The organism is Micromonospora sp. NPDC051141 (assembly GCF_044455765.1).
GTDB lineage: Bacteria > Actinomycetota > Actinomycetes > Mycobacteriales > Micromonosporaceae > Micromonospora.
The window spans coordinates 94,390-107,241 of the sequence record NZ_JBITFD010000019.1; the positions used below are offsets into that span (position 1 = coordinate 94,390).

The following is a 12,852-nucleotide window of genomic DNA, read 5'->3' on the forward strand; positions in this document are numbered from 1 at the left end:
CCCTCACGAGCGCCCTCTTTTTCACGGAAAGAGTGGCTATCCGGTGCCCGATAGCCACTCTTTCGGTGAATTTGGGGTGGGTCAGGCGGCGGGGGCCAGGCGCTGCGGAGGGGTGGTGGGGGTAGTGGGGGCGGTGGGGGCCGCTTCGGTCGGGGACGAGTGGGGACGGGCGGCGCTCAGCCCCGCCTGTGCGGTGTCCCAGGCGGCGCACGGCCAGGCCGCGCCGGCGCAGCTCGGGCTGGCGCACGCCCGCTGCGCGTCCGGCTGGTGCGCGTCGGCCACCGCGGCGGACAGATCCCACAGCAGTGGGTCGGTCACCTCCGCCGGACGGGCGACGGCGCGGGCGGTGCTGGATTCGGACATGGTCGATCCCCCCTGTGGTGAACGGCCCCCACCTGTTTCCGGAACCGGCCCCCGGCAAACCTGCGGATGATCGGGACGGGGCATAGGCTGGCCGGCGTGGCGCGGTACTACGACCTGCATCCGGACAATCCCCAGCCCCGGGTGATCCGGCAGGTGGTGGACCTGCTCCGGGCCGACGGCGTGATCGTCTACCCGACCGACTCCTGCTACGCGCTCGGCTGCCGGCTCGGCAACCGGGCCGGCGTGGAACGGATCCGGGAGATCCGGCGACTCGACGAGCGGCACCCGTTCACACTGGTGTGCCGCGACTTCGCCCAACTCGGCCAGTTCGTCAAACTCAGCAACGCGGTCTTCCGGCAGGTCAAGTCCGTGATCCCGGGCAGTTACACGTTCCTGCTGCCGGCCACCTCGGAGGTGCCGCGCCGGTTGCAGGACCCGCGCCGGCGGGTGGTCGGGGCGCGGGTGCCGAAGCACACCGTCACCCAGGCGCTGCTCGCCGAGCTGGGCGAGCCGCTGCTCTCCAGCACCCTGCTGCTGCCCGGTGAGACCGAGCCGATGACCCAGGGCTGGGAGATCAAGGAACGCCTCGACCACCTGGTCGAGGCCGTGGTCGACGCCGGGGACTGCGGGCTCGAACCAACCACCGTGGTCGACCTGTCCGGCCCGGAGCCGGAGATCCTGCGCCGGGGCGCCGGCGACCCGTCCCGCTTCGAGTAGCGATCGGCCCGTTCCGCCGCACCGGGCCCACGAGGTGCGGCACGGTGGTTCCGGCGGACGGTGACGGGGGTACGGCGTGGACGCACTGGTGCTGATCGGCGTGCTCGGCGCCACCGTGCTCGTCGGCACCACGATCGGTGGCCGGTACAGCGTCGCGCCGCCGGTGCTGCTGATCGTCATGGGCGCGCTGCTCGGCCTGCTGCCCCCGTTCGAGAACGTGGTCCTCGAACCCGAGGTGGTGCTGGTGCTGTTCCTGCCGGCGATCCTCTACCGGGAGAGCCTGGTGATCAGTCTTCGCGAGATCCGGGCCAACCTCGCGGTGATCGTGCTGTTGGCCGTCGCCCTGGTGATCATCACGATGGTCGCGGTCGCGTACGTCACCCGGGCCCTCGGGGTGGAACCGGCCGCCGCCTGGGTGCTCGGCGCGGTCCTGGCGCCCACCGACGCCGCCGCCGTCGCCGGCCTGGCCAAGCGGATGCCGCGGGGCATCCTCACCACGCTGCGCGCGGAGAGCCTGGTCAACGACGGTACGGCGCTGGTGCTGTTCGCGGTGGCGGTGGGCGTGATCGCCGGCGGGAAGGTGCCCGGGGCGCTCTCGCTGACCGGGCAGTTCGTCGGCAAGTCGTTGGGTGGGGTGGCCGCCGGGCTGCTCGTCGGTGGGCTGGTCGTGCTGATCCGCAAACACGTCGACGACGCGATGCGCGAGGGCGGGCTGAGCATCCTGACCCCGTTCGTCGCGTTCCTGCTCGCCGACGCGGTGCACGCCAGCGGCGTGCTCGCGGTGGTCGTCTCCGGCCTGCTGCTGTCGTGGGCGGGCCCCCGGGTGATCCGGGCCCGCTCCCGGGTCACCGCGTACGCGTTCTGGGACCTCTCCACCTTCATGATCAACGGCAGCCTGTTCGTGCTGCTCGGCATGCAGGTGCCGCGTTCGCTGCGCAGCATCACCAGCCACTCGCCGGTGGCGTCGTTCGGCATCGCGGTGCTGGTGGCGCTGGTCGTCGTGGTCACCCGACTGGCCTGGGTGCACCTGTCGGTCTCGGCGCTGCAAGGGGTGGACCGGCGGGAGTCGCGGCGGTCGCGCCACTTCGACGCCCGGATGCGTACCGCGGCGGGCTGGGCCGGGTTCCGGGGCGCGGTCTCGCTCGCCGCGGCGCTGGCCGTGCCGGTGGCCACGCACGACGGCACGCCGGTACACGAACGTGACCTGATCATCTTCGTCACCGTGGTGGTGATCGTGCTGATCATGGTGGTGCAGGGCACCACGCTGCCCGCGGTCGTGGGCTGGGCCGGCCTGACCGGCGACCGGGAGCGCGCGGACGAGACGCGGGTGGCCCGGATCCGGGCCACCGAGGCGGTGCTGGAGGCGCTGCCGGGAACCGCAGCGGAGCTGGGCGTCGCGCCGGACACCGTGGCGCGGCTCCGCGCCGCTTACCAGGACCACCTGGACGACGTCCGCAACCCGCGCGACGAGGCGACGGACCGGGAGCGGGAGCTGGCCCGGCGACTCCAGTTGGAGATGCTGGACCGCAAGCGTCGGGAGGTGACCCGGCTGCGCAACACCAACCAGATCGACGAGGCGGTGCTGCGGGAACTCCAGGCGGCCACCGACATCGAGGAGCTGCGCCTGCTCGGCCCCGAACTGGAGGACTGAACGTCACGTCGACGGCCAGTCCCGCCCCCGCCCGCGCCCCGTCCGCCGGCGCCGCGCCCGCCCGCGCCGCGCCCGCCCGCCGCGCCCGCCCGCGCCGCCCGCGCCCGATTCACGGAAAGAGTGGCTATCCGGGCCCGGATAGCCACTCTTTCCGTGAAACAGGGGGACAGCGAGGGAGGGATCAGCCGGCGGTGCAGCTCGGGGCGCCGGCGGGGGCGGTGCCCGTCCCCTGGAACCCGAACTCGGTGCTGCCGCCGGCGCCGACCTGGCGGTTGTAGTCGACGTTGCGGAACGTCACCGCGCCGGTGGAGCCGCTGGCCTGCGCGCTCCACGCGTTGGTGACCGACGAGCCGGAGGGCAGCGTCACCGACACCGACCATCCGTTGAGCGGACTGCCCCCGGCGGTGACCCGCACGGTGGTGACGAAGCCGCCCTGCCACTGGTTCGTGGTCAGCGTCGCGGTGCAGGCGCCGGCCGGCGGGGGCGTCGTCGGCGGCTCCGACGTGGGCGGGGTGGTGGTGGGCGGCGTGCTGGTCGGCGGCGTCGTGGTCGGCGGGGTGCTGGTCGGCGGCGTGGTGCCACCGGCGTTCAGCGCGTTGAGCACCGACGTGTACGCGGCCTTCTTGTTGCCGTTGCCGTCGAACAGCAGCGGCGTGCCGCTGGCCCGCCACGAGTCGCTGTCGCGGATGCCCCAGACCGTGATGCCGTTGCAGCGCGCCACGGCCAGGCAGTCCTTGACCACGTTGCCGTACGTGGTGGCCTGGGTGGTGCCGGAGCCCTCGATGTCCAGCTCGGTGATCTGCACGTCGACGCCGAGGTCGGCGAAGTTCTGCAACGTGGTGCGGTAGTTGCCCGGGTAGGGCGAGCCGCTGTTGAAGTGCGACTGGAAGCCGACGCAGTCGATCGGCACGCCGCGGGCCTTGAAGTCCTTGACCATGTTGTAGACGCCCTGCGTCTTGGCCCAGGTCCAGTTGTCGGTGTTGTAGTCGTTGTAGCAGAGCTTGGCGCCCGGGTCGGCGGCGCGGGCGGTGCGGAAGGCGACCTCGATCCAGTCGTTGCCGGTGCGTTGCAGGTTGGAGTCGCGCCGGCCGCCGTTGCTGTCGTCGAACGCCTCGTTGACCACGTCCCAGGCGTAGATCTTGCCCTTGTAGTGCGTGGCGACCTGGGTGATGTGGTTGACCATGGCGTTGCGCAGCGCGGTGCCGGACAGGCTCTGCGCCCAGCCCGGCTGCTGCTGATGCCAGGCCAGCGCGTGCCCACGCACCCGCATGCCGTTGGCCTGGGCGTGCGCCACGATCCGGTCGGCGCTGGAGTAGTTGAACTGGTTCTGGGACGGCTCGGTGGCGTCCCACTTCATCTCGTTCTCCGGCGTGACCATGTTGAACTCGCGGTTCAGGATGCCGACGTACGTGCTGTCGGACAGCTTGTTCGCGGCCACCGCGGTGCCGAAGTAGCGGCCCTGTTCCGCCGCCGACGCGCCGAGCGTCGTGCCGGCGCTGGCGCTGGTCGCCACCGCGATCGTCGCGGCCACGGCCGCGGCTCCGGCCACGATCGACACCACCGCGGCACGCGGACGCGACCGGGCTGCCGCGCCTCCGCTGTCGCGGGCGAGCACCTTGTCCATGTGAAAGCCTTTCCTAGCTTGGGCGAATGGGAGGTCGCCCCGACCACCGCCCGTCACGGTGTCGGCTCGTGCGCAGCCGCCCGGAGGCCGCGCGGGATGGGGAGTGACTCCCCGCCACCGTGGGTCGATCGAAGCAGATCCCTGGCCGGAGAGCCTACCGGAACCGTTCCGAAAACTTAACGGCGTCGATGCCCGAGTTTCCCGGCGGGGCCGGCGGACAAGAGTGTGAAGATGCGGGTCGGGTGGTCGGCCCGACCGGCGTGCCGCCGCCGGAAGTTTCGGCGTCGGAGATGCCCAGCCGGCCGGGGTGTGCCGCTGTCCGGGACCGGACGGGGGCCGGCGCTTGAACGCGGGCGGACCGGGGTCGATGCTGAACGGAATCGACTTCCACCGATGGAAGGATCTCCGGATGCGCCGACCGTCGCTCGTCGTCCTCGTCCTCACCGCCCTGCTGGCCGCCACCCCGGCCGCCGCCCGTGCCGCCGCGTCGACGCCGCCACCGGCGCCCTCGACGCTCGCCGAGGCGCGCACCGTCGGCACCGCCTGGGCCCACGACCCGGCCACCGGCCGCCTGACCGTCACCGTCGACGACACGGTACGCGGGGCCGCGCTGGCCGCCGTGCGCCGCGCCGCCACCCGATCCGGCGCGGTGCTGCGGCACGAGCCCGGCCGGCTGCGCCCGCTCATCGCCGGCGGCCAGGCGATCTACAGCGGCGGCGGGCGCTGCTCGCTCGGCGTGAACGTCCGCAGCAGCAGCGCCTGGTACTTCGTCACCGCCGGACACTGCACCACGATCGGCGCCACCTGGTATGCCGACAGCGCCCGCACCACGGTGCTGGGCAGCCGGACCGGCAGCAGCTTCCCCGGCAACGACTACGGCGTGGTCCGCTACACCGGCACGGTCACCCACCCCAGTGCCGTCTACACCTACCCGGGCCAGGTGACCATCTCCGCCGCCGGCAACGCGTACGTCGGGCAGGCGGTCTGCCGCAGCGGCGCCACCACCGGCGTCCGCTGCGGCTCGGTCACCGCACTGAACGCGACAGTCAACTACGCCGAAGGCAGCGTCACCGGGCTGATCCGCACGAACATCTGCGCCGAGCCGGGGGACAGCGGCGGCCCGCTCTACGTGGCGGCGACCGGCACGGTGCTCGGGATCCTCTCCGGCGGCAGCGGCAACTGCACGACTGGCGGCACCAGCTACTACCAGCCGATCCTGGAGATCCTCGCGGCGTACGGCCTCAGCATCCCGTGACCGGCGCGGGCCGGGCGGGCGACGGCCGACCGCCCGGCCCGGCGGGCACCCGGGTCAGTCCTCGCCCGGCACGGCCATCTCGCCGAGGCGCGACCAGTCCTGCTGCGGCACGGTCACGTTGACGACCCGCGGCGTCTCGACCAGGTGCGGCGGCAGCGTGCGCTGGGCCTCGCGGAAGTGTGCCGACCGCACGTGCGCGGCGCCGGCCTCGTCGTCGCGGAACGCCTCGACCAGCACGTACTCGGTGGGGTCGGCCAGGCTGCGGGACCAGTCGAACCACAGGCAGCCGGGCTCGGCCCGGGTCGCCTCGGTGAAGTCGGCCGCGATCTGCGGCCAGCGGTCGGCGTCGGACGGCCGGACCCGGAACTTGGCGGTAATGAAGATCATGGGTGCAGGCTACCCAGGCGGGGCGCCCCGATCCCTGGTCACCGGCCCCACCAGCTCGCCCGCCGCCGGTCGGCGGACGCGGCGGGCATCGGGCGCGTCTACCGATCGGTAGCCTGACCCGGTGACCGTCTACGCCCTCGCGCAGCTCACCGTCCACGACCGGGCACGCTACGACCGCTACGTCGCCGCCTTCCTGCCGGTGCTGGCCCGGCACGGCGGCCGGCTGCTCGCCGCCGACACCGCCCCCCGCGTGGTGGAGGGCGACTGGCCGCACGACAAGGTGGTGCTCATGTCCTTCGACAGCCGGGAGGACTTCGAGCGCTGGTCCACCTCACCGGAGTACCAGGCGATCTCCCGGGACCGGGAGGCGGCCACCGACGGGGTGGTCCTGCTGCTCGACGGGATCGGCCACGCCTGGCCGGCCTGACCCACGCCACCGGCGGGCCCCGGACGGCCCACCGGTGAGCTAGGGTTTAGCGGTCCGTCGAGGATCGGAGTGGTCATGGCAGGTGACGACGACATCTCCGGGTGAGAGCCCCGGACGGCCGCCGACGCGCGCATCCCGCGCCGTCGCCGCGGCCCCCTTCGTCGTCCCCTGTCCACGCCGGCGCACCGCGCCCGCGGCTCTCCCTCCTAAGGTTGATCATGTCCGACGCCTACGTCGTCAGCTCCGCGCTCTCCTTCTCCTGGCCGGACGACACGCCGGTCCTCACCGACCTGACCTTCTCCGTGCCCGGCGGCCGTACCGGCCTGGTGGCGCCCAACGGCAGCGGCAAGACCACCCTGCTGCGGCTCATCGCCGGCGAGCTGCGCCCGACGGCCGGCGCGGTCACCGTCCGGGGCGTGCTCGGCTACCTGCCCCAGCACCTGCCGTTCGCCGTCGACCAGACCGTCGCCCAGGTCCTCGGCGTCGACCGGGCCGTCGCCGCGCTGCACGCCATCGAGGCCGGCGACGCCCGCGAGGAACACTTCACCGCCGTCGGCGACGACTGGGACGTCGAGGAGCGCACCCACGCCGAACTGGACCGCCTCGGCCTCGGCGGGCTGGCCCTGGACCGCCGGCTGGGCACGCTCAGCGGTGGTCAGGTGATCTCCCTGGGGTTGGTCGGGCAACTGCTGCGGCGGCCGGACGTGCTGCTGCTCGACGAGCCGACGAACAACCTCGACGAGGCGGCCCGTGAGCGGTTGACGGCGGTGCTGCGCGGCTGGACCGGCTGCCTGCTGGTGGCCAGCCACGACCGGGCGCTGCTGGACGAGATGGACCGCATCGCCGCGTTGGCCCCCGACGAGCTGCGCTGGTACGGCGGCGACTTCACCGCGTACGAGCAGGCCGTGCGCGCCGAGCGCGAGGTGGCTCAGCGGCAGGTTCGCGGCGCCGAGCAGGACCTCAAGCGGCAGAAGCGCGAACTCCAGCAGGCCCGGGAACGCGCCGCCCGCCGCGCCGCCACGGCCGCCCGTAACCTGCCCGACGCCGGGCTGGCCCGGATCGTCGCCGGTGGCCTGAAGCGGGACGCCCAGGTCTCCGCCGGCCGGGCCGCCGAGACGCACGCCGCCCGCGTCGGCGACGCGCAGCACCGGCTGGACCAGGCCAGCCGGGCCGCCCGCCAGGACGACAAGATTGTGATCGACCTGCCCGACACCGCCGTGCCGGCCGGCCGGACCGTCTTCCACGGCGAGCGGCTGTGCGCCGAGTACGCCGGCCGTCAGGTGTTCGACGGCCTCGACCTGACCGTCCGGGGGCCGGAACGGATCGCGCTCACCGGCGCGAACGGCACCGGCAAGTCCACGCTGCTGCGCCTGGTCAGCGGCGACCAACAGCCCACCGCCGGGACCGCCACCCGGGTCGAGGGGCGGGTGGCGTACCTGTCGCAGCGGCTGGACCTGCTCGACCCGGCGCGTACCGTCGCGGAGAACCTGGCCGCCTTCGCGCCCGGGCTCGCCGACGCCGAGCGGATGAACCTGCTGGCCCGGTTCCTGTTCCGGGGCGACCGGGTGCACCTGCCGGTCCGCGTGCTCTCCGGCGGCGAGCTGCTGCGCGCCACCCTGGCCTGCGTGCTGAACGCCGAGCCGGCGCCGCAGCTGCTGCTGCTCGACGAGCCCACCAACAACCTCGATCTGGACAGCGTGGCCCAGTTGGCGGACGCGCTCGGCGGCTACCGGGGAGCGCTGCTGGTGGTCAGCCACGACCCGCGGTTCCTGGCCGACCTCGGGGTGGACCGGTGGCTGCGGCTGGCCGACGGCGCCCTGACCGAGACCGGCGGCCCGCGGCGGTAGCCCGTCAACCCTCGGCGCGCAGGTAGGCGAGCACGGCCAGCACCCGGCGGTGGGTGTCCTGGTCCGGCGGCAGGTCCAGCTTGGCCAGGATGTTGCCGACGTGCTTGCCGACCGCCGCCTCGGTCACGTGCAGCCGGGCCGCGATCGCGCCGTTGGAGTGCCCCTCCGCGACCAGCCCCAGCACCTCCCGCTCGCGCCGGGAGAGCGCGTGGAGCGGGTCGCGGGGGCGGCGCAGCAGGTGCCGCACCACGTCCGGGTCGACCGCGGTGCCGCCGGCGGCCACCCGACGCAACGTGTCGGCGAACTCGGCGACGTCGGCCACCCGGTCCTTGAGCAGGTAGCCGACCCGCCGCCCGTCGCCGCTGTCCAGCAGCGCCGCCGCGTACCCGCTCTGCACGTGCTGGCTCAGCACCACCACCGCGAGATCCGGCCGCTCCGCGCGCAGCGTGACCGCCGCGCGCAGGCCGTCGTCCCGGTGCTCCGGCGGCATCCGGATGTCGGTCACCAGCAGCTCGGGCCGGTGCGTGCGGACGGCGTCGAGCACCGCCGGGGCGGAACCGACAGCGGCGGCCACCGCGAACCCGAACCGGGTCAGCAGGCCGACCAGACCCTCCCGGAGCAGGACCTCGTCCTCGGCGAGGACGACCCGGATCACGGACGGCACGGCAGCTCCACCCGCACGAGGGTAGGCCCGCCCGCCGGGCTGGCCAGCAGCAACCTACCGTCCACCGCGGCCACCCGGTCGGCGAGCCCGGTCAGGCCGGTGCCCCGCGCCGGGTCGGCGCCGCCCCGGCCGTCGTCCTCGACCTCGACCACCAGGAGGTGGCCGGTCCGGGTCAACCGCACCGCGGCGCGCGTCGCGTGGGCGTGCCGGGCCACGTTGCCCAACGCCTCGGAGACCACGTACCAGGCGGTGGTCTCGACCAGCTCCGGCGCCGGGCGGGGCAGCTCCGCGCGTACGGTGACCGGGACCGTCGAGCGGGCCGCCAGGTCGCCGACCGCGCCGGCCAGCCCCAGTTCGGTGAGCTGCGGCGGGCGGAGGCCCTGCACGATGCCACGTAACGTCACCATCAGCTCCTTGGCCTGCTCGTGCGCCAGGTCCAGCGGCCGTGCCGCCGGCGAGTCGTCAGGCACGTCGAGGCGGGCCAGCCCGAGCTGGAGCGTGAGGCTGGTCAGCCGGGGCTGCGCGCCGTCGTGCACGTCCCGCTCGACGCGGCGGCGTTCCGCCTCGTACGCGCCCACCAGGCGGGCCCGGGACCGGGTCACCTCGCGCAGCGCGGTGGCGTCGGGCGCGTCGTCGAGCAGCCACCGGGCCACCGCCGCCTGCCCCGCGACCAGCAGACCGGCGAGGTAGGCCAGGGCCGGCACGGCGAGCACCCCGGCGACCGCGTACGGGACCGCACCGGCCGGGGAGTCGACGGTGGCCCAGACCAGCACGATCCGGTCCTCGCCGCCGGCCAGCCACGGGCCGGCGACGAGCGCCGCGTCGAGCAGCACCAGCAGCGCGAACGTGCCGTACGCCACCGGCACCACGGTGCCCAGCCAGCCGGCGTACGCGACCTCCCGCCAGGCGGCGGCGCCGGTCCAGCGGGCGGCCGGACCACGCCGGCCCGGCGCGCGTACCGGCCGGCCGTCGACCAGGCCGAGCCGCCACCGCTCGACCGCCGCCACCGACGCGCCGACCAGCGGGGCGACGGCGAGCCCGGCCAGTGCCACCAGGGTGAGCACGACCAGGGCCGGGACGTCGACCGGCCGGCCCTGCCGCAGCGCGCTCACCACCAGCAGCAGCGGCGCGGCGAGCACGCCCGCCGCCACCGCCAGCACGCCGGCGACCGGCAGGGTGGTCACGGCGTACGCCAGGGCCCGCCACGGCCAGGCGGAGCGCAGGTATCGGCGCCGGCGCAACGCCCCGGCCAGGTACGACGGTCGGTCCTCGGTCATGGACTGACGCTAGCCAGGCGGCGACCGCCCGGCCCAGCCGTCCAGACCCCGGTTGTCGGGTGGGGCTGGCCCCACCCCGCCGGGCCGGGCCCGTCGTACCCCGTCCCTATCCTGAGCGGATGGAGCTGGCGTTCAGCGGCGAGGTGTGGTTCTGGCGCGGCCCGGCGCCCTACCACTTCGTCACCGTGCCCGACGAGCAGTGCGCCGCGTTGGCGACCGCCGCCGCCTCGGTCAGCTACGGCTGGGGCATGGTCCCGGTCGGCGTCCGGATCGGCGGCACCGACTGGCGGACGTCGCTGTGGCCCAAGGACGGCCGCTACGTGCTGCCGCTCAAGGTGGCGGTGCGCCGCGCGGAGCGGATCGAGCTGGGCGACCGGGTGGACGTCCGGTTGACGGTGGACGGGTGAGCGCCGGCGATCTCGCCGCGGCGGCCCGGCTGCTGGCCGCCGCGACCCGGCCGGTGGTGTTCACCGGCGCCGGCATGTCGGCCGAGAGCGGCGTGCCGACGTTCCGGGACGCGCAGGTCGGCCTCTGGCGGCGCTTCGACCCGGCGCAGTTGGCCACTCCGGCCGCGTTCCACGCCGACCCGGCGCTGGTCTGGGGCTGGTACGAGGGCCGGCGGCACGGGGTGCGCCGCGCCGCGCCGAACCCGGGGCACCGGGCGGTGGCCGCGATCCAGGCGCGGCTGCCGGACACCGTGGTGGTCACGCAGAACGTCGACGACCTGCACGAGCGGGGCGGCGCCCGCGCCCCGGTCCGCCTGCACGGCAGCCTGTTCGCGCCCCGCTGCTCCGCGTGCGACCGGCCGGCGCCGCTGCCCGACGACGCGGGGGAGCCGGCCGGGCCGCTCGACCCGCCGGCCTGCGCCGACTGCGCCGCACCGGTCCGGCCCGGCGTGGTGTGGTTCGGTGAGGCGCTGCCCGAGGCGGCGTTGGCGGCGGCGGTCGAGGCGGCGTCGCGCTGCGACCTGCTGCTCACCGTCGGCACCTCGGCCCTGGTCCACCCCGCCGCGGAGATCCCGCTGGTGGCGGCCCGCCTCGGCGCGCCGGTGGTGCAGGTCAACCCGGTGCCGACGCCACTGGACGCGGTCTGCGCGGTCAACCTGCGCGGGCCGGCCGGCGAGGTGCTGCCGGCGCTGGTCCGGGCCGCCTGGCCCGACGCGCCCGTCGGCTGAACGAGGTGGCCGCCCGACGGTAAACGTTGTGCATCGATCGGTTTAAGAACCGCACCTTCGGAGAAGTGCACGTCGCGTGGGCAGAGCGGCCCGCGCGACCACGGGAGGTGGCGATGTCACGGAAACTGCGGGCGACCGCGTTGGTCGGGGTGCTGGCCCTGGCGATCAGCGGCTGCGGCGGCGTCGGCGGGGGAGGTGACTCCGACGGCGGCGGCGCCGAGGGCAGCGGCGCGCTCAGCACGATGGGCTTCAGCCTGTCCGACGAGATCGCCACCACCCGGGTGGACGCCTTCAAGCGCGACCACTCCGACGTCCGGCTCACGGTCACCGAGGGCGCCTTCGACGAACAGCAGTTCCTGTCGGCGGTTGCCTCGGGCAACCCGCCCGACCTGGTCTACCTGGACCGCAAGCTGATCGGCACGTACGCCAAGCGCGGCTCGATCCAGCCGCTCACCGACTGCGTCGACAAGCAGCGGATCGACATGGGGCAGTACCGGCAGTCCGCGAAGGACCAGGTGACGCTGGACGGCACGGTCTACGGCATCCCCGAGTTCGCCCAGGTCCGGGTGCTCTACCTGAACGAGACGCTGCTCAGGAAGGCGGGCCTGACCGCCGACGACGTGAACCTGGCCGACTGGGCCGGCCTCCCGGCGCTGAACGCCAGGCTCGCCGCCGTCGCCAACGGCCGGCTCAGCCGCATCGGCATCGACCCGAAGATCCCGGAGTTCCTGCCGATGTGGGCGAAGGCCAACGGCGCGGAGATGATTTCGGCCGACGGCACCAAGGCCAACCTCACCGACCCGAAGGTGGTCGAGGCGCTCACCACCGGCGTCAAGCTCGTCCAGGACCAGGGCGGCTGGGGCAAATTCAAGTCGTTCCGCGACACCTTCGACTTCTTCGGCGCGCAGAACCCGCTGGCCAAGAACCAGATGGTCGCCTGGCCGATGGAGGAGTGGTTTCTCAACCAGGCCGCCAAGAACACCCCGAAGGCGGAGCTGGTGGTGAAGCCGTTCGTGGACCGGCAGGGCCAGCCGCTGAGCATGTCCTCCGGGCAGGCGTGGGTGATCACCAAGGGCGCGAAGAACCCGGAGGCGGCCTGCGCCTTCGTCAAGCAGATGACCGCCACCGACACCTGGCTCGCCGCCGCGCGGGCGCGCGCCGAGGCGCGCAAGGCCGCGAACCTGCCCTTCACCGGGCTGTGGACCGGCAACACCGCGGCCGACAAGAAGATCTTCGACGAGGTGTACCAGCCGACCGGCAACAAGCGCTTCGACGACGCGGTCGCCGCGGTCCGCCAGGCGCAGGACGTCGCGTTCGCGATGCCCGCCTCGCCGGCCGGGGCCGAGTTCGACAAGGCGTGGACGGACGCGGTCAACCGGGTGCTCTCCGGCCAGCAGCAGCCCGCCGAGGCCCTCGCCCGAGCCCAGCAGGAGGCGACCGCCGCGCTGGACAAGGCCGCGGGCTAG

General features: G+C 74.2%; 13 protein-coding genes. 8 read left to right on the plus strand and 5 right to left on the minus strand.

The window, feature by feature from the left end; all coding sequences use genetic code 11:
* Window positions 1-81: 81 nt before the first annotated feature.
* Window positions 82-363 carry a hypothetical protein gene (locus ACIA6B_RS28975; RefSeq protein ID WP_396778151.1) on the minus strand — a complete coding sequence of 94 codons (282 nt, stop codon included), beginning with the start codon at window positions 361-363 and terminating at the stop codon, window positions 82-84.
* Between the two features lie 96 nt (window positions 364-459).
* Here ACIA6B_RS28975 and ACIA6B_RS28980 point away from each other — a divergent pair, with 96 nt between their 5' ends.
* Both ACIA6B_RS28980 and ACIA6B_RS28985 read left to right on the plus strand, forming a co-directional pair.
* Window positions 460-1,080 (plus strand): L-threonylcarbamoyladenylate synthase, encoded by a 621-nt coding sequence (locus ACIA6B_RS28980; protein WP_396778152.1) that lies wholly within the window; start codon window positions 460-462, stop codon window positions 1,078-1,080.
* Between the two features lie 76 nt (window positions 1,081-1,156).
* On the plus strand, window positions 1,157-2,731 hold the full coding sequence (locus tag ACIA6B_RS28985) for a Na+/H+ antiporter (RefSeq protein ID WP_396778154.1): 1,575 nt from the start codon (window positions 1,157-1,159) through the stop codon (window positions 2,729-2,731).
* 181 nt (window positions 2,732-2,912) lie between these two features.
* On the opposite strand, the gene ACIA6B_RS28990 is transcribed toward ACIA6B_RS28985, so the two are convergent.
* A complete protein-coding gene (locus ACIA6B_RS28990) occupies window positions 2,913-4,355 on the minus strand; it encodes an endo-1,4-beta-xylanase (RefSeq protein ID WP_396778155.1) in 1,443 nt (480 codons plus the stop codon).
* A 409-nt stretch (window positions 4,356-4,764) separates the two neighbouring features.
* Between ACIA6B_RS28990 and ACIA6B_RS28995 the strand changes: the two genes are divergently transcribed.
* A complete protein-coding gene (locus tag ACIA6B_RS28995; RefSeq protein WP_396778157.1) occupies window positions 4,765-5,610 on the plus strand; it encodes a S1 family peptidase in 846 nt (281 codons plus the stop codon).
* 54 nt (window positions 5,611-5,664) lie between these two features.
* Here ACIA6B_RS28995 and ACIA6B_RS29000 read toward each other — a convergent pair whose 3' ends face one another.
* A complete protein-coding gene (locus ACIA6B_RS29000) occupies window positions 5,665-5,997 on the minus strand; it encodes a putative quinol monooxygenase (RefSeq protein ID WP_396778159.1) in 333 nt (110 codons plus the stop codon).
* Between the two features lie 121 nt (window positions 5,998-6,118).
* Here ACIA6B_RS29000 and ACIA6B_RS29005 point away from each other — a divergent pair, with 121 nt between their 5' ends.
* A complete protein-coding gene (locus ACIA6B_RS29005) occupies window positions 6,119-6,424 on the plus strand; it encodes a DUF1330 domain-containing protein (RefSeq protein WP_396778161.1) in 306 nt (101 codons plus the stop codon).
* 218 nt (window positions 6,425-6,642) lie between these two features.
* Window positions 6,643-8,271: an ABC-F family ATP-binding cassette domain-containing protein gene (locus ACIA6B_RS29010; protein WP_396778162.1), complete on the plus strand. Its 1,629-nt coding sequence runs from the start codon at window positions 6,643-6,645 to the stop codon at window positions 8,269-8,271.
* 4 nt (window positions 8,272-8,275) lie between these two features.
* On the opposite strand, the gene ACIA6B_RS29015 is transcribed toward ACIA6B_RS29010, so the two are convergent.
* Together ACIA6B_RS29015 and ACIA6B_RS29020 are read right to left on the minus strand one after the other, a co-directional pair.
* Window positions 8,276-8,935: a response regulator gene (locus ACIA6B_RS29015; protein ID WP_396778164.1), complete on the minus strand. Its 660-nt coding sequence runs from the start codon at window positions 8,933-8,935 to the stop codon at window positions 8,276-8,278.
* Window positions 8,923-10,212 carry a histidine kinase gene (locus ACIA6B_RS29020; protein ID WP_396778166.1) on the minus strand — a complete coding sequence of 430 codons (1,290 nt, stop codon included), beginning with the start codon at window positions 10,210-10,212 and terminating at the stop codon, window positions 8,923-8,925. The genes ACIA6B_RS29015 and ACIA6B_RS29020 overlap by 13 nt, the downstream gene beginning before the upstream one ends.
* Before the next feature lie 119 nt (window positions 10,213-10,331).
* On the opposite strand from ACIA6B_RS29020, the gene ACIA6B_RS29025 reads away from it, so the two are divergent.
* From ACIA6B_RS29025 to ACIA6B_RS29035, 3 genes are all read left to right on the plus strand, one after another.
* The gene (locus tag ACIA6B_RS29025; protein ID WP_396778167.1) at window positions 10,332-10,619 is read left to right on the plus strand and encodes a DUF1905 domain-containing protein; all 288 of its coding nucleotides are present in this window, start codon (window positions 10,332-10,334) and stop codon (window positions 10,617-10,619) included.
* Window positions 10,616-11,386 (plus strand): SIR2 family NAD-dependent protein deacylase, encoded by a 771-nt coding sequence (locus ACIA6B_RS29030; RefSeq protein WP_396778168.1) that lies wholly within the window; start codon window positions 10,616-10,618, stop codon window positions 11,384-11,386. Before ACIA6B_RS29025 ends, ACIA6B_RS29030 begins: the two co-directional genes overlap by 4 nt.
* A 113-nt stretch (window positions 11,387-11,499) precedes the next feature.
* Window positions 11,500-12,852 carry an extracellular solute-binding protein gene (locus ACIA6B_RS29035; protein WP_396778170.1) on the plus strand — a complete coding sequence of 451 codons (1,353 nt, stop codon included), beginning with the start codon at window positions 11,500-11,502 and terminating at the stop codon, window positions 12,850-12,852.